Genomic DNA, 19,185 nt, shown 5'->3' with positions numbered 1-19,185 from the left:
CGGAAATACATTGGCGACACTGAAGAAGCTGCCAACATGCCATTCGCAACAGCACATACGATCGATGCAGTGGTTATCGGCATCTATCTGCTCGTGAGTTTTGGTCTGGGAGCTTTTGCCAGCCGCATTCTCCATACTGGCGGTGGCGAGGAAGGTTATTACCTGGCGGGGCGGAGAATTCCTGGTTGGGTCAATGGCATCTCCTATGCAGTCACGGCCATGAATGCCGATGTCGCTCCTCTCTATTGTGGTTTGACTGCCGTGATCGGACTTCCGATCGCATGGTACTACTTATCGCGATTCACTTTCGCTTGGATGCTCGTGGCACTCCTCTTTGCCGTCCGCTGGCGATCCATGGGAATTCGCACTGGCCCCGAATTCTATTCGATTCGTTTCGGAGGGCATGGAGCGAAATTTGTACGAGTGTACTCGGCTCTGTTTGCGATTGCCATCAATATGATCCCTTGGCTAGGTGCAGGGCTTTTGGGAACACATAAAATATTGAGCCCCGTATTTGGCATTGAGAGCAAAGTGACAACACTTACTCTCGTCTTGCCCCTACTAATCGCCTATGTGTGGATCTCTGGTTTTGCCGGAGTTGTCTTTACGGACGTGTTGCAATCCGGTGTGATCGTATTAGCAAGCGTGATCCTCTTGGCAACGGTATTAGTCGATCATGGTGGACCGGTTGGTCTGGCCGAGGAATTGGTCACTGCGCACCCTGCAGAACACGAACAAATTATGTCCGTCTTTCCCGTGCCGGGGCATGCCGTACTGGGACCACTAGTCGTGTTGGCTTGGTTCATTGTGCCGACGATTGGACGCGGTGGAAGTGTGGACCTCGATGGTCAGCGACTCTTCTCCGCCCGTTCATCGCGCGAGGCAGCAAAAGTGCCAATCTGGGCAGCTGGGGCTTTGTACTTGATGTTGCTACTGCTGACGCTGCCCGTACTTGGGCTGTTAGCCAGTCGGCCTGAACTTTATCACGCCTCTCCAAGTGTACGCGAAGAAACTTACGGAATGCTCTTGGACGAACATCTCCCCGTAGGAGTATTGGGTATCGCATTGGCCGCTTTACTGGCAAGTGTGATGTCGACGATTGACAGTCATATGAACTATGGTGCCCAAACATTCGTCAATGACGTCTTGCGCCAGATTCTTCCTGAATCCAAATGGTTGGATCCCGACTCCAGCACGTGCGTTTGGGTTGGTCGGCTGGCCATGCTCGGTATTTTGGCTTGTGGAGTGAGCGTCATGCTGGCCGCGGAATCACTGTTTCGAATCGCTATTATTATCGCGGGAATGTTTGCCTCCAGCGCAGCCTTTTTTTGGGCTCAATGGTGGTGGTGGCGAGTGAACTTCTATTCTTGGATAGCGGCCATGGTCTCTGGGCCTCTGGTCTATTTCGGGCTGGGTTGGTTGCTGCCGCACAACGAGTGGTGGGCAGCCCAGATCGCAGTCAGCCCTGCCAATGCTGATACTATGGCAATGCTACAAGCCGTCATCTCGATTGGACTGACGACTGTTGTCTGGTTCAATGTCGCTCTTTTTACATCTCCTGAAAGTGAAGCAACCCTCTGCAACTTTTATCATCGCGCTCGTCCCTTAGGATGGTGGGGACCGATCCGTAAGAAAGTCTTGGCGGAAGAGGGAAATCTGAATCCTGTGCCACGCTTGCTCTTGTCGGGGACATTGATCGCTATAGTAGGTACTTTATGGGTCGCCTCGGCAGTGCTTGGCATTTCACAGATTGTCGTGGGCCAATATACCCAAGCCCTCATTTTAGGCCTGATCTCCCTAGCAGGAGCGGCCCTCTTTCTACCACTATTCCGTTGGCACATTCAAAGAATGGAGGATTCCCAAATCGCTCCTCATGTTTGAAGCGCACGACAATTGGAACATCTACCTATGAAACTGCATCCCTCATTCTATCAAAGATTCTCTCTCGCTCCAGTCTGCTTGTCCGTATTCTTGGCGTGCCTTGTCGGTAACTTACTTCCCACTGACTCTACATTATGTGCTGAGACCATCGAACTCGATAATTACGACGTTGTGATCGCAGGGGGATCGACGGCCGCCTTCGCAGCAGCAATTGCCTCTTCTAATTGTGGTGCAAAAACGGCGCTACTAGAACCAACCGATTGGGTGGGAGGACAACTCACCTCCAGTGGGGTTCCTGCCGTAGATGAAGCTTGGCACACTCTCCGCGATTCGAAATCACAACAACCGCTTCTGAATGTAGCCCAAATCGCCCGCGACCCCCGCAACATGACGCCGAGTTTTCTCAAGTCGCTAGAACAACTCCAAGATTGCGGCGACTGCTGGGTGAGCCGTTTCTGCTTCCGTCCAAGCATTTATCTCAAGCAACAATTACTACCACTTCAGAAGGAATCGGGCGATAATCTGACCGTGTTTCTCGATACGGTGGTCAAACGGATCGAAGTGGATGAAGACTCTGGAAAGATCCAGTCTCTCACTGCCATTCGTAGAATTCCCTCCCCAGATCTGGAAGCCAAGGGATATGATCGGCTACCCTCACAAGACATCTCCGACTGGTATTCACAGGAACCAAGCGATCGATTTTCGAAGGACGTGCTCTTTTTTGGATCGCACACAGATCGTGCACCTATTTTCATTGACGCAACCGAATGGGGCGAACTGCTGGCTTTGTCTGGCGCCAAATACTTGGTGGGGGCTGAACACGTGGAAGGCGAAACCAGCAGCAACGACGTTTGCGGCCAGGCCACGGTGTATTGTTTTGTTCAAGAGCTGCATTCAACTCCACAGGAACAACCCACTTGCGAAAAAGATCTCTCTACTTTTGGCTTTGCCGATTATGCAGAGAAAGAGAATGCCTGGGACCTTATTTGGACCTATCGTCGAATCCATGGTAAAGACAAGCCCTCACCCGGTGATCTGTGCCTGCAAAACTGGGGTTATTCCGGCCGACGCAAGGAGGGTGGCAATGACTATCCTTTCGGGTTTCTTTTCAAGTCGATTGCCGACACAACAGCGGAACTCGCCGATTGGCGGGGTGGAATCGATCTAGGAGTCTTGTCTGCAGCCGAACATCGTGCGTTTGGCTGGCATGAGTGGTTCCGTCAAAACGCTCCAGCTCCGATTGAGCCAGATCAGATTACTCTGAATGGTGCCGAATTGGGAACCGACCACGGTTTGGCCAAACTCCCTTATATTCGCGATACCCGACGTTCCATCGGACTGGATGGTTTCATTCTCAAGTTCGACGACCTCTCTGGACCAGCGAGTCAGGTTACTGGCACCAAGTTCACAGACAGAATTGCCCTCGGTGCCTACGCGGCTGATATTCATCCGTTAGTCTCCTGTACTTATCCGGCACACACCAAGGCTGCACACGATACCCTCCCCTTCTATCTACCCTTTCGAGCTTTGACTCACTACCGCTTTGACAATTTGTTGGTTGCGGGCAAGACGATGGCCCAAAGCTTTCTCGCAAACTCGGCAACTCGCTTGCACCCCATCGAATGGTCTACCGGCACTGCTGCGGGAGTCGCAGCAGCCTATATGGCAGAGACAGGAAAGAATTCAAGACAGGCTCTGGAACAAATCCATGAAGTGCAACGAAGAGTCAAAGAGTTTACCCCCATCGACTGGACTATTCCCACCAAGTAACGATCATTCTGATTCACAGAAACTTGAAATGCCGAAGGTATTTGCCGTGATTATCCGTCTCCTATTACTATGTCTGATCTGCTTGCTTCCGACGTCCTACATGAAGGGAGCTAATCCTGAAGTACGCGGGACATGGCTAACCACCACAGGTGTTGACCATGTCCGGTCAGGTTTCAATACCGAAGCTACGATGGAAGATCTCCGCGCGGTTGGATTGAACACGACATATGTTGAGACGTGGAAAAACGGGTACACGAATTATCCTTCTCAGACTCTCAAGTCGATCATCGGCACAACGGACCGCAACCCAACCATCGGCTCTTCGAGAGATCTGGTTCAGGAAACGCTTATTCATGCTCATCGCAATCAGTTGGAGTATTACGGCTGGTTTGAATACGGCGCGATGAGTCAATACATCGGAGGGGGAGGGAACCCCAGCAATCCACTTTCTACCTATATGAAGAACCGGGGCTGGTTACTCAAGAACCAAGCGGGGGAATATGCGGATGGCACGAATGGGGGATTCGCCTACATGAATGTTGCTGTCCCGGAAGTACGGCAGTTCATCATCAACATGACACTCGAAGCGGTCAATCGTTACGATCTGGACGGTATCCAATTCGACGATCATATGGCATGGCCGATAAACTTTGGCTTCGACACGACAACGATCAACCTCTACACCTCTCAAACCGGCAACCCGGCTCCCACGTCGCCTTCGAATTCTCAGTTCAGTGCCTGGAGGCAACAAAAGGTGACCGATTTTGCTGCTGAATTCTATAAGGTCGTAAAAACGGCCCGCCCGGAAATCAAGTTTTCCATAAGCCCATCGATTACCTCTTTCTCAACAACGAACTACAACGCAGATTGGCCTCTGTGGGAATCACAAGAAATTTTCGATGAATTCGCGATTCAAATGTATCGCTCTTCACTTTCTAGTTTCAACTCTATCGTGAACCAACAGGTCACACCATTCAAACCCAATGATCTCGATAAGCTCGTTTTCGGTTTGCGAATCAATCCCTCTCCGCTCACGCCCTATGCCGATGTGGAAGCGATGATTCAACGCAGTCGCACTGAAGGTGCCGCCGGTCACAGTCTCTGGTTTTCAAGCGGAGTCTTGGACTTCTATGAAAATCAACTAACTGCTTTCTACGACGTTGCTGGCCAAGGCCATGCCCAGAACCCCAACTTTGCTGCGGACCATCGCCCTGCCCCACTCATAGGCACCAGCGCCGGCGGGAATTTGTGGGACGTGAATGTGATCGACGCGGATCGCTATCGCATTGTTGCCAAGATTGGCAGCTTCTGGACTGAGTTCAATGTGGCGGAGCTTGCTGCCGGCGCACAGCAATTGCTCGTACCAGGTGCCACTCAAGTCGAGTTATTGGTTGATCGCCGCTCGGCAACGTCCTTCCTTGGTGACTTTGACGGCGACAACAACGTCGATGGCACCGATTTCCTTGCCTGGCAGCGCGGCCGAGGGACGACATCAGGTGCGACAGCCTTCGACGGAGATGCCAATGCCGATGGCAAAGTCGACGTACTAGACCTCGCCCACTGGCAAATGAATTTCGGCTGGATGCAAAATGATGAGTCCATAAGCCAGTTTAGTGTACCGGAACCTTCATCGGCGGCACTCCTTACAACGATTATTCTTATTGGGTCTGCACAAATCCGATGTCGCAGATCAGAATTCTTCCGAAAGATACTACGAGCATGAATAAAACTGCTTTCCGATGTTTCTCGTCGTAAATTCACCAAAGTTTCTACCGATACTGCTGCCCTGGCTGCGACGCCGGTTGTTCGAGCAGCGGGTAATCACGACGGTACCTCTGCGAAAGATCGCCTGCGTATTGGCTTTATTGGTATAGGCGGGCGCTGCCAGCAACACCCTGATTCGGCTGCCAGGCTGTAAAACGAAGGTGGCACGGTGGAGATTCCAGCCGTCTGTGACGCGTTCAATCGCTACCGGGATCGAGCCGGGCAGCAGGTCACTCAAGCCACGAAGAAGAAGCAATTGTGACTGCCGACTATCGTTGCATAACGCCTGACCTGCCCCCAAAAGTGATGCCACTTTTGGGCTAGGTCAAGCTTTCTCACTGTCATAGGGTGAAGGCCCACAGAGGAAAGTGGGTGGGAAAAGAGAGCAGAATGAAGCTGGCCACTCCAGTAATCTTCAATACGTGTGGTTTGCTTCTCGGAAGTCTGTGTAATTCTCGCCTCCCCAAGCACTTATCTCATGTCAGCACGAGATCAGTCGGATCGCGTAGGCGATACCCAATGCCGCGAACCGTTTGGATCAAATCGGCGTGGGCAGCAAGCTTTTTCCGCAAAGAGCGGATATGCACATCGATCGTGCGCTCTAGTACGATGGCATCATCTCCCAGGGCGGAATCGATCAGCTCGGCCCGAGAGAACGCTCTCCCAGGCTGACGAATGAGAGCGGAGAGTAGCCCGAACTCGCTTGGTGTCAGATCAAGTGCGATACCACCTGCAGTGGCACGGTGACGGACTCGATCGATCATGATTCCCTGACTGACTAGAATCTCACGATCGGCATTGCCCTTATCCTTCCGGCGCAAAAGAGCGTTGATACGTTGCAGCAGAACTTTGACACTGAACGGCTTGGTGACATAGTCGTCGGCTCCCACGGTGAAGCCGACTAGCTCATCGCTTTCTTCTGAGCGAGCTGTGAGCATTAAGATCGACAAATCCTTTGTGTTGGGATCAGCACGCAACTGCCGACAGACTTCTAGTCCATCGATCATGGGTAGCATGAGATCAAGTACAATCAGATCAGGGCAATGCTCGCGAGCATGTCGCAGACCTTGCTGTCCGTCACGACTGAGGTCTACTTGGTAGCCTTCTTGCCGGAGATTGTAGTCGAGAACCTCCCCTAAGGAAGGATCGTCTTCAACTATTAGTATGCTTGCCTTTGCCATAGTGATTTGTTTTCAATTATCCCCTTCCAGGGACGATTATGTAGGTAAGACCGAATTCTGATATTAGAAAAATGATAAATCTTCGTTCCGGTGGCGTGCGATCTCACCGTCAACTAAGTAGATGACGTCCTCAGCGATGTTGGTGGCATGGTCGGCGATACGTTCGATATGGCGTGAAGCTGAGAAGTAATACATGGCGGGTTCGATATCACCCTTATTAGATCTTACCATTTCTTGTAAATCGTCGATCACTTCCCGATTCAAGTCGTCCACTTGATCATCGCGTAATCGGACTTCTCGAGCCAAATCGACATCAAGCCGCACGAACGCATCTATTGCATCTCGGACCATTGAAATTGCGACATCAACCATCTCCTCTAGACGTCCAGGAAAATGAAAAGAAGTGAACCGTACAAGGCTCTGAGCCCGCTGGCCCAAATTGACGGCCAAGTCGGCGATTCGTTCCAAATCGGCATTGATTTTCATCACCGTCGCGACACGTCGCAAGTCAACCGCCACGGGTTGATGGAGTGCCAAAAGCTTTAGACACTCTTCTTCGATGCGGACCTCTCCACGATTTACCTGATCTTCATCAGCAAGCAGTTTTACCAAGAGGCCCGATTGCAGTTCTGCGATTGCATGGCTGGCGCGCAGGATCATTCCCTCCACAATAGAGGATTGGGCGAGGAGGTCCTGTTCGAGGGCTTCCAGATCACGGCTGAGATGTTTTGACATAGTAAAAGTGGGTATTGTGAGTAGGTAAATATGCCCTTAACCAAAGCGGCCCGTAATATAATCTTCTGTTTTCTTCTCACCCGGGTTGGTGAACATGTCAGTAGTTGCACCCACCTCGACCAAATGGCCTTCGTAGAAGAACGCCGTTTGGTCAGACACGCGTGCCGCTTGTTGCATGTTGTGGGTGACAATGACAATGGTGTAGTTTGATTTAAGCTCGAAAATTAGGTCTTCGATTGCGGCAGTTGATTTGGGATCCAATGCCGAGGCAGGTTCGTCCATCAGCAATACTGCCGGGTTGGTTGCCAGGGCGCGAGCAATACAAAGCCGTTGCTGTTGCCCGCCGGATAGTTGCAGAGCCGAATCGTTCAGGCGATTTTCGACCTCATCCCACAAAGCGGCCTGCTGAAGACATCTCTCAACAATCTCGTCAAGGACATCGCGTCTCTTGACTCCCGCTACACGAGGTCCGTAGGCCACGTTCTCGTAAATTGACTTGGGAAAAGGATTCGATTTCTGGAAGACCATTCCTACTCGTTTGCGTAGTTCGACCACATCGGTGCCCCGCTGATAGATATCCATGCCATCAAGCAGGATCTGGCCATTCAGAGCAGTCTCGTCGATCATGTCATTCATGCGATTCAAGCACCGTAGGAAGGTGCTCTTGCCGCAGCCTGAGGGGCCGATCAAAGCGGTCACACAGTTTTCAGGCATATTGAAACTGATGTCATGGAGTGCCTGATGGGCACCGTAGAAGAAGTCGACGTTGTTAGCCACAACTTTATTCGCCCTCTGGGTAAAATCCGTTTCGTCGCGATCCGTAGCTGGTCGCCGTACGGTCGGGGTCGTCACACGGAGGGATGGCTTCGGAGAGGCCGCTTCGCTCATGGGAGTTTCCTCTTCGGCTAACAGAGTTTTGAGAGCCATTGATTCAGTACTCAGGTTCTTAGGGAATTGATTGCTTGTTACTGGGGAATGATTTCTAGTGTCGCAATTCTTACCAGCGGATTTTCTTGCTGAATCTTTGTCGGAGGATTACAGCCAATGCATTCATGGAGATTAACACGATCAATAGTACGATAATGCCAGCCGCGGCGACCTCATGAAAGCCTTTTTGAGGTTGATCTGTCCAATTGAAAATCTGAATGGGTAGTGCGCTAAACTCGTCGGTAAATAAGTTACTGGGGGTGAATCGTACGTAGGTGGCCGCCCCAATGGCAACTAAGGGAGCTGCTTCTCCTAAGGCTCGCGACAAGGACAGAATCACTCCCGTCATTATCCCAGGGAGGGCAACAGGAAGCAATTGATGCCAGATCGTTTGCCAGCGGGTAGCGCCTAGAGCGTAGGAAGCTTGTCGGATTGTACTAGGAACCGCCCGTAGCGATTCTTGAGCGGAGAGGATGACGATTGGAAGAACGACCAAGGTTAAGGTAAGTCCGCCGGCGATCACGCTGCGATTAAGTTGCATCATGCGTACGAAAAGGCCAAGCCCCAATATGCCATAGACGATCGAAGGAACGCCTGCCAGGTTGGCAATATTAATTTGTACCAGAGTGCGCCACCGACTTGGGGGAGCATATTCTTCCAGATAGATCGCTGCACCAACCCCGATTGGAACGGATACCGCGGCAGTCACGCCGATCAAATAGAGACTTCCAATCAACGCAGACCAGATGCCACTCTTGTCGGCAAATCGAGAAGGCCAGCTTGTGAGAAAGTCCCAAGAGAGCGAGCTCCAACCGTAGCTGCAGACATTCCATAGGAGTAGGACCAGAACCGAGACGCTTAAGACTGTACAGAATCCGCAGAGGACTGCAAAGCAGCTTGAAGCGAATTTTGCATAAGGTCGACCTTTGGAATGTTGGGAGAGGTTCATTCGTATTTCTCCCGGACGCGAGAAAGAATCCATTGTGCGATCACGTTTAATAGGAGCGTGAAAATGAACAATGTAAGACCGACGGCAAAAATGGTGCGGTATTCAAGTGTGCCTGCTGGTGTGTCTCCTTGGCTGACTTGCACAATATAGGCGGTCATGGTTTGGATGCTCTCAAGCGGATTGAGTGTTAGCTTGGGCGTGGCACCGGCCGCTAGGGTGACCGCCATCGTCTCACCGACTGCTCGTGCAATTGCCAGTAGGAAGGAAGCCATGATTCCGGACATAGCTGCCGGGACGACAACACCGACGGTAACATCCAGCTTCGTTGCTCCGAGGGCATAGGCGGCCTCGCGCAAGCTGCGGGGGACAGAGCGTAGCACGTCTTCGCTGAGCGAAATGATGGTCGGTAGAATCATGAAGCCGACGACAATGCAGGCATTTGCAGCATTGAATAATTCTGCACTGGCAAAGAGGCTCTTAATGATGGGAGAAACGAAGACAACGGCCAGATAGCCATACACCACTGAGGGAATTCCAGCGAGCACTTCGAGCAAAGGCTTCACAATGTCGCGTATTAGCGGGGAGGCATATTCACTTAGGAAAACGGCCGTGCCCAAGCCTATGGGGATGGCGACCACAGCCGAGCCGGCCGCCACGAGAAAAGTCCCGCAAAACAGAGGCAAGATGCCAAAGTGCTGGGGCTTCAAGAGGGGCGACCATTTCGTTCCGGTAAGAAACTCCCAGACGGAGACATCGCGAAAAAACTGAAGCGACTCAATCAACAGCACCAGGACGATGCCGACCGTTGTGATGATTGAAACTACAGCACAAAGCAGCAACACGGAATGCAGGATAATTTCAAATACGGCACGAAAGCTTCTGCGACCGCTGGAGGCAATCAATGTCTCGGTTGCTGAAAGTGATGGCATACTAAGCGAATTCTGACTTGAGATTTCCACGGGGAAAGTCATATCGAGAGTGGTCCCTCTGGAACAGGGGCCATATCACTCAACGCTAACTTTTGTTTAAAGCTTCTTCCAAAAGCTTGTTGTTTTCTTTGGCAACGGCCTCGGTAATTGGGACATAGCCCACCTCGCTAGAAAGTTGCTCCACGTTGTCTAGATAGAATTTAATGAACTTTACAACTTCTGGTCTCGTGAGCGATTCTTTGCTTACATAGATAAACAGAGGACGAGACAGCGGAGTGTAGGTGCCGTCTCGCACGGTTTCCTCGCTAGGAGCCACACAATCCTTGCCGTCATTGACTGAGAGCAGTTTGAGCTGATCTTTGTTTTCGGCGAAGTACGCATAGCCGAAGTATCCGAGTGCTCCCTTGTCGGCGGCTACGCCTCGGACAAGGGCATTGTCATTTTCGCTGGCTGTGTAATCGGGCCGACTGGCACGGGCTTCCCCGACAACAGCTTCGGTAAAGTATTCGAAAGTACCGGAGTCGGTGCCAGGGCCATAGAGTTTCAATTCTTCATCGGGCCAGTCCGGATTCACGTCGCTCCATTTGGTGATCTGGCCATCGCTCTCAGGACGCCATATGTTTTTGAGTTGCTCGACGGTTATGCAATCGCACCAATCGTTTTCAGGATTTGCCACAACTGCCATTCCATCGAATGCGACCGTCAGTTCGATGTACTCGACACCATTTGCTTTACAGGCTTCGACTTCGGATTCCTTGATCTCACGCGAGGCATCGCAGATATCAACTTCTCCGACGGTGAATTGCTTCATGCCCCCGCCCGTTCCCGATTGCTTGACCGGGACTTTGATCTTGGGGAAGGCTGAGCCAAACTCTTCGGCGACGGCCATGGAGATGGGGAAGACGGTACTCGAACCATCGATGCGGATGCTCCCACTAGGTGAGGCAGTCCCTTCCACGGATGGCGACCCCGATTCGGAAGGAGTTATGGCTGATTTGCTACAACCAGCAATTAGAAGCAGACATGCCAAAACCATCCCTGTAGATCTCTGCAAGCGACGTGAAATATGCACTTTTTTCCTCTCACTTCATGATTTGAATAGGAGTACCCAAGTCCTTTGGTTACTCTAACTGTTGTTTGTGAAGAAACTGTGAAGAATTCTTCACGAATTGGGGACGCCGAAAAAGTGCGGCAAAAGTGAGCTGTATGCGGCTTTGGCGCTTCTAGGCCAATCGGAGTCGGACCGCAAAGGTACTCCCCTGACCGGGGGTACTCTTGACGGAAATACTGCCCTGCATGGCCTGGCAGAGATGCTTTACTATCGCCAATCCCAGGCCGGTGCCTCCCAGTTCTCGGGATCGGGCCTTGTCGACACGGTAAAATCGCTCGAAGAGCCGTTCGTGATGCTCGCTCTCGATGCCTATGCCCGTGTCGGTGACCTCGATGACTGCTATTTCTCCCTCGGTGTGACTGCTAACAGTGACAGTGCCTCCGGCCGGAGTATATTTGATCGCATTGTCGATCAAATTGCTTAGTATCTGCACGAGACTCTCCTCATCCGCTTGTACCCGCAGTTGCTGTTCGGCAACTTGGTTTTTAAGAGTGATTCCCCCTGCCTTAGATCTTTCTTCAAAATCATCGAGACAAGTTCGGACGACCTTGCTGAGCAAGAGATTGGTAACTTCCAGCGTGGCCTGTCCGGATTCGATGCGGGCGATACTCAAAAGATCGAGTATTAATTCGTGCAGGCGAGATGTTTGATCGTCGATACGGGTGAGGAACTGTCGGGCATGCTCGGTATCTTCCAATGCTCCATTCAGAAGTGTCTCGGTGTAAGCCTTGATTGAACTGAGAGGGGTCTTGAGTTCATGGGATACGTTGGCAACAAACTGCTGGCGTAGGCCTTCAAGCCGTTTCAATTCTGAGATGTCGTGCAAAACTAGCACCACGCCAGCTGGAGGAGTGCCGGCTAGTTGGGTGGCCTGAACGTCGAGGGTAAGTAAACTGTTCTTTGTCTGCCAGGCAACTTCTCCTCGAATAGGCTTGCTGCTCTTAAGTGCTTGCTGAAGAAGTGAGCGGAGTTCATGGCTGCGAACCACTTCCAGAAGCGGTAGGCCAGCAACCTTGTCTGGCTCGAAATTCAGCTTCTTTCCGGCAGCCGTATTGGCAAACAGCACGTGTTCCTGGCGATCGACGGCAAGGACTCCTTCTACCATACCTTCGAGTACAGTCGTTTGTCGTTCGATGCTTTCACGCAGTTGGGTTTCCCGGGTTCCGAGTTCGCTACTCATATGTTCGAAGGAGCGGGCGAGGCGTCCCAATTCGTCGTTGGAATGGATACGAACCCGTTCGGAATAGCGACCTTCTGCGACTGCCTCGGCAGCATCGGTAAGCACATTTATTGGGCTCACCAGCCGCTTAGTTAGCCAATAGGCGAATAGTAGGCAAGTGAGAGCAACTCCCAAGCCCACCAAGCCGATTAATTTGTTTGTGGACTTTACTTGCTCATTGAGAGGTACCACTGGCAGCGCCGCTCGGACGAAGCCTACGGTGTTGTCCCCATCTCGAATAGATAGGGAGTAATATAAGAAAGGGATTCCTAGCGTCGGGCTGCGACGGCGGGATTGACCCTCCCCCTCGTGAGAGGCCTGGGCGAATTCTTTCCGGGCGAGGTGATTTTCCATAGCGTCGACCGAGGAAAGCGAATCGCGTTCGGAGTCGGCCAGAACATTCCCTTTGGCATCGACGATGGTAAATCGAATATCAGTACTCGAGCCTATCCGGCGGAGTTTTTCTTGTAATTGCTGGCGATTTTCTGTGGCTAAATCTGATCCCAGGTCCTCTCGGACTAGTTTTGCAGTGTCCCGGAGTCGGTGACGCGCTTGCTCGATAAATTGCTCTTCCTGCCAGCCGGAGACGATTGCCATGCACGCGGCGACTGCCAAGATGACAAGCATCGCAGAGGCGACAAACAGTTTCCAGAAGATTTGCGAGGACCACATGAATGATATCGTGGTCGTTGGGGATTCATTCAGCAAGACTAAAAAAGTTGAGAATCTCAGAGCCGACCCAAATCTTATCCACGGTCAAACAGCCCCCAATAATCGCCGTGAAATTCTAGTGACGGAAATAGCTACTTAATTGCAGCGAGCGATTCAGCCACATTTAGGGTGTGATCACTTACGCGTACATAGGAGTTGAGAGCAGAGGTAAATGCAACGTTTACGTAGGGAGCGATCTTTTCGTCGGTCATTTGTTGCAAGTGTTCCTTGCGGAGTGTGCGGACAAGGTGTTTAATTTCTGCCCGCATGGTATTGGCTTTCGTAATCACTGACTGATTTCGCTGTATACAGGCATCGATTACCATTTGCATATATCCAGCGACCGTATCGTGTAGTTTGTTCAATTGCTGTCGCATTGTGCCGTTCATGGCGTAACCTTGGTCATTGAGTTTGATCTGGAATTTGAGGATGCTCGCAATATAGTCACTGATAGATTCAAATTCATCAGCCATACGAAGCTGGCGGCGGCCTTCGTCGATGACGTCATGCGGCAGGTTCGCAGACAGTAAGTCAGAAAGGAACGTAACGATTTCATCTTGAATCGTGTCGAGGACTTCTTCCCGATTGAAAAGCTTCTGCGTCAGCTTACGGTCGGGCTCTCCCCCCTGGTATGAGAGTTCCGAGAGCCAGTGCATCATTTTTCGGCAGCCATCAGCCATTCGCAATACCTCGACGCGAGACTGTTCGATCCCCATGACCGGCGTATCCAACATGCGAATGTCAAGTCGAGTGAGATGTGGTTTTTCCTTATGTACTTTCTGCGGTACGAGTCGTTCTAGCAACCTGCCCAGCAGGCTAGCAAACGGGAAGAATACGATCGTGTTGACGACGTTGAAGCAAGTATGAACCGCTGCTATTCGGACCGTCATATCGATGGCTTCGCCGACATCACCTTCCACTCCAGCAAGTGATCGAATAAAAGGCAGATTGAAAAGATCGTCAAGAAAATCAATATACCAGGGAAAGATTGCGGTGATCCATGCTACGCCCACTAGATTGAACAGTACATGGAAATAGGCGGCACGACGTGCATTGGTCGTGGCACCGAAGGATGCTAGCCAAGCGGTAATCGTCGTCCCGATGTTCTCGCCAAGCACCAAGGCGGCCGCCGTTTCGAAAGGAATCACACCGATCGTCGCCAGGCTGATGGTAATTCCCAATGTGGCCGAAGATGATTGTACAAGAAATGTCAGAATGCAACCGGCGGCTGCACATTTCAGTACTCCCAGATAGGAATGCGCATCAAATCGAGCAAACCAAGCTTCGAAGGCCGGTAGGTCCTTTACCATGGCGAAACCGTCCTTCATCAGTTCCAGTCCGAAAAAGACCATCCCAAGTCCCATGACTGCCAAGGCGGCAAATCGGATGCTTTCTCGCCGTGGAAACAGGTAGCCAAAGGCACCCAATCCCAGCATGGGGAGTCCGTAGGCGCCAATTTTTAGGGCAAGAATCCACCCGGTGATTGTGGTGCCGATGTTGGCACCCATGATCACCCCAATAGCCTGCGCGAGAGTCATAAAGCCACTGTTCACAAATCCTACGACCATAACGGTCGTAATCGAACTCGACTGGACGAGCATCGTGACTAGCGTACCCACGCCGACAGCCATAAATCGATTGTCGGTCACCTTGCTAATCATGCGACGCAAGCCACTTCCCGCGATGGCTTGCAGGCCTTCGGACATGTTCTTCATGCCCAAAAGAAAGATGCCTAATCCGCCGATTACGGTCAGAGCAAGCGACAAGTAGTCAGGGTGCCACACCGTCCCTTGGAAGCGAGCATCGACAATCGTATTGGTAACTGGGTTAAGAGCACGAACCGTGATTTCGGTACTCCCCTCTTTCTTCCACTCGAGGATAAGCCGATTGTCTTGTAGATTTGTACCGGCGACTTTTGGTTTAGTGTTGTGTACAATCGATAACTTGAGCTCCTCTCCTGTGTCAGCAGGGGTCCCTTGGAACACTTCTCCTAAGTTGATGATCGTATCGGGAGCGCCATGCAACACTTTGCAATCGGGGAGCAGCCTCTCGCTCGATCTGTTTGCTCCAGGCTGCTCTATTGAGGGCTCGGCTTGCTGGGCATCATCTAGTAAAGAAGCTACTAAGCGGGTCGCCGGGTAGACAGTCAGGCATATGCCTAATACGAGTATTGCAACGCGCACCATGAGCGCTAGTTCTCCTCAATCAGATCATTCAAAGTTGCGGATGTTTTCGCCTAGGCAGAATTTCTCGCCCAGATTGGGTAATAGGCTTGAAATCAGAATCAATTTCCGAGATTCAGCGGCTCTTAATAATTCCTTCACACAATCTTAATTGCCAAGGCGCGGATCGCCTAGTGACTGAGAGATGGGCGACTCATCGAGTCGGTGAGAATTGCTGCCGGACGGGGTCAAGTGTAGCGAACATCCCGGAATTGCGGCTCAAAGAACGCCGGAAGCAAGGAGTCGACACGCAACAGGCCTTCTCGGGTGAGTTCTACTCGGCGACCCGAAATTGCGAGATATCCGGCATCTTGGTATTCCTGCCAGACTTCGCTCCACTGGGCGAGAATATCGCAGGAGAACTTATTTTGGAAATAGTCAGCGTCGAGGAATCCCCGCTTGAGTTGCAAGATCATTTCTCGAACCAGGGCCTGATGGGGTGTGATTTGCAGGGCACGGCCGACAGGCAACTGGCCCGATTCCAACGCTTCACAGTAGTCTTCCCACTCGGGAAGATTTTGATAGTGTACACCTGAGACATGTCCAAAGCTGGCGATGCCCGTGGCGAGTAGATCGCTGCCGTGCCAGAGATTGTCTCGATAACTAAAGTTTACTGCCGTGGGATCCTTCACCATCGTGTAGGCACTCGACACTCGGTAACCGGCAGCACGAAATTGGTCGAAGGCGTAGTCGACCCAACGGCGCTTGGTCGGCCAATCGGCAACGGGGGTTTCAATTTGGTTGCCCAGAATATCTTGGGAATAGACCGTGTTAAAGGGTAGTTCCATCTGGTAAATGGTTACACTGTCGGGCTCAAGCTCGATCGCACGTTTTACAGTTGTTTGCCATTTTTCATCCGTGTCGCCAACCATTCCGGCTATGAGGTCGATATTCGTATTGGAAAAACCGGCAGCTTGAATCCAGGGCCAGGCTCGGTCAATCTCCATCGATTCATGCGCGCGGCCATTGTCACGAAGAATCTCGTCGTCGAAATGTTCCACGCCAAGGCTGAGTCTCGTCACCCCCAATTCACGTAGAGTATGAACCTTGGGTTCGCTCAGAGTACCAGGTTCACACTCAAAGGTAACTTCCTCAGCGTGATCCCAATTGATGCTTTGCCGCAGGCGGTCGACCAGCCGAGTGAGTTGTTTTCCGCTAAGGAATGATGGAGTTCCTCCACCAAAGTAGACAAAGCGAAATGGTCTGTCTCCCATCACGGGAAGCTTGCTGACCAACTCGATTTCCTGCGACAGAGCACTGACATAGCGTTCGACTTCGCTGGAATTCTTGTCGATAAAAACTTTGAAATAACAGAATTTACAGCGTTTTCGGCAAAATGGAATGTGCAGATAGAGTCCTAAGGGGACTTTGTTGGGGGGGCTCTGCATTGCTGAGAGCACCTCGTCGAGATTATCTGCGGACCACTGTGAGAATGGTGGATAATTGCTGACAAAGTAGCTGCCAACTTCGGTCTTAGTGGTTTCAGTCGCCATGCTTTTAGTCATTTCTCTTCCGAGCTAAAACAATAGAGTGTTCCATCGGTATTCCCGATGACCAGCCGATTGTTGGCAATGGCAAACGCCGCTTGGAAGTTCCCGCCTGCTTCATATTTCCAAAGTTCCTTGCCCGTCGCAATATCAACACGATGAATTACGCCGCGTTTGGTCGCAAGAAAAACACTGTCGCCAACAATCACTGGCGAACTTTCGACGGCACTGCGCACCGGAAAAGTCCAAAGCATTTCGCCAGATTCTGGGTGAATTGCATAGAACTTCTTCCCCTGAGTTCCGAATACCACCGCACGTGAATCGACAGCCGCCGCGGTGTGAATGGGATTGATATTTTCAGGGTCTTGATGTCGCCAGGCGATTTCCATTGCCGGCACTCGGATTGCATAGAAACTTCCCTGCTCGGTGCCAAAAAGTGCTTTACCGTCAAAAACAGCCGGTGTTGAGCCGGTTGGTCCATCGATGTCGACTCCAGCAACTTCTTTACCACTGGCGATATCAATCGCATGGACACGTTCGTCGCAACCGGCGAGTAAGACATGACCCTCGACCACAGTGGGCCAGCAGCGTAGCGGTGCTTCTATCTGGAATTTCCATTGCAATTCGCCGGACTCTAAATCCAGAGCAACGAGCTCACCCGATTCCGTAGTCGCAAGCACATGGTCTCCAACAACATTGGGGGCAGCGTAGGATTCACCTTGCGCTTCGTATTCCCAAATCAAGTCACCATTCTTGGCATCCACGGCACGAATGATGCCATTGAAATCGCCAATATAGATTCGGCCATCGTGGAAGGTGGGCCCTGCAATAAAGCCGCTATTCTCAAACTTCTGATGCCAAACTTCCGTCCCATCAGATAATTGATAGGCATAAAGCATTCCGTCATTGTCACCGACGTACACCACTCCCTCGGCAATGACTGCCGTCCCCTCGTACCCGCTTTCAGAAAGTGAATGCTTCCATAGAACGGCCGGTTCGCCAGGTAGGGCAGTTTGCACCGCCCCGGTGGCCATTTGATTTCCACGATAGACGGGCCAATCTTCGGCTAGGGACGGATCGAGAACCCAGCTGCTTGCGATTATCAAAAAGGCTACGAGTTCAAAAGGCTTGTTCATAAAGCTTCAGTAATTCGTCGCGACTCACGGGCACAGGATTAAATGTGGCTGTCCACTGGCAGGAGGCGGCCTCAGCAAGATGCGGCAAGCGGTCCTGCTCGACACCACATTCATGTAGTGTAGCAGGAAGACCCGCACGGTTGGCGACATTTCGCAGGAAGTCTGCCAATTCAGTGGAGCCTCCTCGAGGACAATTGGGCTCACCATCGATCTCGGCAAGCAACTTTTCATACCAGGATTCGCATTCCTGGCCATTGAATCGCACTACGTGGGGCAGCATCAGCGCTACAGATTCTCCATGGGCAATCTGATAGGTGGCGGTCAGTGGATTAGCGAGTGCGTGAGCAGCCCCAAGCATCGAGTTTTCGATCGCTGAGCCAGCTAGACACGCACCCGTTTGCATATGAGCACGGGCGGACAGATTGTCCGGCTCTTCGATAACTTGCAAATAATGAGGGGCCAGTTCCTTCCAAGCGCGGAGGCTGTAGTCGCACGAGATCTCGTTCCGTTTCGTTGTGACGTAAGTTTCTACCGCATGGGAAAGTGCATCGAACCCTGCGAGAGCAGCCACGCGGGGTGGCTGGGTTAAGGTAAGCTCGGGGTCAAGAATTGCCACACGAAATGCTGCGCGGTGATCGCCACAGGCCATCTTCACATGGGTCTCGGCATCAGAGATGAGCGCGAACGATTGTGTTTCGCTGCCAGTGCCGGCCGTAGTGGGAACCGCGATCATCGGCAGTAGTGGCCCCGTTGCCTTACCGATGCCCCAGTAATCTTGCATTCGTCCGCCGCAGGAGTAGAGGAAATTGATTCCCTTGGCACAGTCCATAGAACTGCCGCCACCCAATCCGACGATCAATTCGGGGTGAAACTCCTTGGCGACTGCTAGCCCCGCTGCGACGTTGTCGGTCGTAGGATTCTCCTGAACGCCATCGAATAGCTCGGCTTCCAAGTCGGATTTCGCAAGACTTTCAAGACCACGACCCGTGTGCCCTGCTCCGATAACACCCGGATCGCTAACTACCAGTACCCGCTGCACGTCAAGTTCGCGGGCCAGTTGTCCCAGTTCGGCAACCTTTCCGGCGCCGGACACGATTTGCGTTGCTGAACTATAGTTTGCCTGTGTCATAGTTCCATTCATGAGCCAAGTGGTACAGCCACGT

Annotated in this window: 15 protein-coding genes; 3 read left to right on the top strand and 12 right to left on the bottom strand. The window is 51.8% G+C overall.

Annotation, left to right across the window (positions count from 1 at the left end):
- Positions 1 to 36: 36 nt before the first annotated feature.
- From Pr1d_RS00765 to Pr1d_RS00755, 3 genes are read left to right on the top strand one after another with little or no spacing between them, the layout of a single operon-like run.
- Positions 37 to 1,881 (top strand): sodium:solute symporter family transporter, encoded by a 1,845-nt coding sequence (locus Pr1d_RS00765; RefSeq protein ID WP_148071717.1) that lies wholly within the window; start codon positions 37 to 39, stop codon positions 1,879 to 1,881.
- 27 nt (positions 1,882 to 1,908) lie between these two features.
- Positions 1,909 to 3,651 (top strand): FAD-dependent oxidoreductase, encoded by a 1,743-nt coding sequence (locus tag Pr1d_RS00760; protein ID WP_148071716.1) that lies wholly within the window; start codon positions 1,909 to 1,911, stop codon positions 3,649 to 3,651.
- 28 nt (positions 3,652 to 3,679) lie between these two features.
- Positions 3,680 to 5,374, top strand: a complete 1,695-nt coding sequence (locus Pr1d_RS00755; protein ID WP_168204986.1) for a family 10 glycosylhydrolase — start codon at positions 3,680 to 3,682, stop codon at positions 5,372 to 5,374.
- Here the strand turns inward: Pr1d_RS00755 and Pr1d_RS00750 are convergent.
- The 12 genes from Pr1d_RS00750 to Pr1d_RS00695 all read right to left on the bottom strand — a co-directional run bounded on the left by Pr1d_RS00750 (position 5,363) and on the right by Pr1d_RS00695 (position 19,151).
- Complete coding sequence (locus tag Pr1d_RS00750; protein ID WP_148071714.1) at positions 5,363 to 5,671, bottom strand: hypothetical protein; 309 nt, start codon at positions 5,669 to 5,671, stop codon at positions 5,363 to 5,365. The two genes, Pr1d_RS00755 and Pr1d_RS00750, sit on opposite strands and share 12 nt — an antisense overlap.
- A gap of 220 nt (positions 5,672 to 5,891) precedes the next feature.
- The gene (locus Pr1d_RS00745; RefSeq protein ID WP_148071713.1) at positions 5,892 to 6,596 is read right to left on the bottom strand and encodes a response regulator; all 705 of its coding nucleotides are present in this window, start codon (positions 6,594 to 6,596) and stop codon (positions 5,892 to 5,894) included.
- Between the two features lie 63 nt (positions 6,597 to 6,659).
- Positions 6,660 to 7,331 carry a phosphate signaling complex protein PhoU gene (gene phoU / locus Pr1d_RS00740; protein WP_148071712.1) on the bottom strand — a complete coding sequence of 224 codons (672 nt, stop codon included), beginning with the start codon at positions 7,329 to 7,331 and terminating at the stop codon, positions 6,660 to 6,662.
- A 36-nt stretch (positions 7,332 to 7,367) separates the two neighbouring features.
- Complete coding sequence (pstB, locus tag Pr1d_RS00735) at positions 7,368 to 8,258, bottom strand: phosphate ABC transporter ATP-binding protein PstB (protein WP_238476607.1); 891 nt, start codon at positions 8,256 to 8,258, stop codon at positions 7,368 to 7,370.
- A 70-nt stretch (positions 8,259 to 8,328) separates the two neighbouring features.
- On the bottom strand, positions 8,329 to 9,207 hold the full coding sequence (pstA, locus tag Pr1d_RS00730) for a phosphate ABC transporter permease PstA (RefSeq protein ID WP_148071711.1): 879 nt from the start codon (positions 9,205 to 9,207) through the stop codon (positions 8,329 to 8,331).
- Positions 9,204 to 10,136, bottom strand: coding sequence for a phosphate ABC transporter permease subunit PstC (pstC, locus tag Pr1d_RS00725; protein WP_148071710.1), 933 nt, complete (start codon positions 10,134 to 10,136; stop codon positions 9,204 to 9,206). Before pstC ends, pstA begins: the two co-directional genes overlap by 4 nt.
- Positions 10,137 to 10,221: 85 nt before the next feature.
- Entirely contained in the window at positions 10,222 to 11,208 is a 987-nt protein-coding gene (locus Pr1d_RS00720) for a PstS family phosphate ABC transporter substrate-binding protein (protein WP_210417847.1), read from the bottom strand.
- A 151-nt stretch (positions 11,209 to 11,359) separates the two neighbouring features.
- Positions 11,360 to 13,138, bottom strand: coding sequence for a two-component system histidine kinase PnpS (gene pnpS / locus Pr1d_RS00715; RefSeq protein ID WP_148071709.1), 1,779 nt, complete (start codon positions 13,136 to 13,138; stop codon positions 11,360 to 11,362).
- A 131-nt stretch (positions 13,139 to 13,269) separates the two neighbouring features.
- Entirely contained in the window at positions 13,270 to 15,363 is a 2,094-nt protein-coding gene (locus Pr1d_RS00710; protein WP_148071708.1) for a Na/Pi cotransporter family protein, read from the bottom strand.
- A 224-nt stretch (positions 15,364 to 15,587) separates the two neighbouring features.
- Positions 15,588 to 16,892: a coproporphyrinogen-III oxidase family protein gene (locus tag Pr1d_RS00705; protein ID WP_238476606.1), complete on the bottom strand. Its 1,305-nt coding sequence runs from the start codon at positions 16,890 to 16,892 to the stop codon at positions 15,588 to 15,590.
- A gap of 8 nt (positions 16,893 to 16,900) precedes the next feature.
- Positions 16,901 to 18,022 (bottom strand): outer membrane protein assembly factor BamB family protein, encoded by a 1,122-nt coding sequence (locus Pr1d_RS00700; protein ID WP_148071706.1) that lies wholly within the window; start codon positions 18,020 to 18,022, stop codon positions 16,901 to 16,903.
- On the bottom strand, positions 18,006 to 19,151 hold the full coding sequence (locus tag Pr1d_RS00695; RefSeq protein WP_238476605.1) for an iron-containing alcohol dehydrogenase: 1,146 nt from the start codon (positions 19,149 to 19,151) through the stop codon (positions 18,006 to 18,008). The genes Pr1d_RS00700 and Pr1d_RS00695 overlap by 17 nt, the downstream gene beginning before the upstream one ends.
- Positions 19,152 to 19,185: the final 34 nt, after the last annotated feature.

Source organism: Bythopirellula goksoeyrii (genome assembly GCF_008065115.1).
Lineage (GTDB): Bacteria > Planctomycetota > Planctomycetia > Pirellulales > Lacipirellulaceae > Bythopirellula > Bythopirellula goksoeyrii.
Note: the sequence above shows the minus strand (reverse complement) of the source record. Positions and strands in the feature narration are given on the sequence as shown.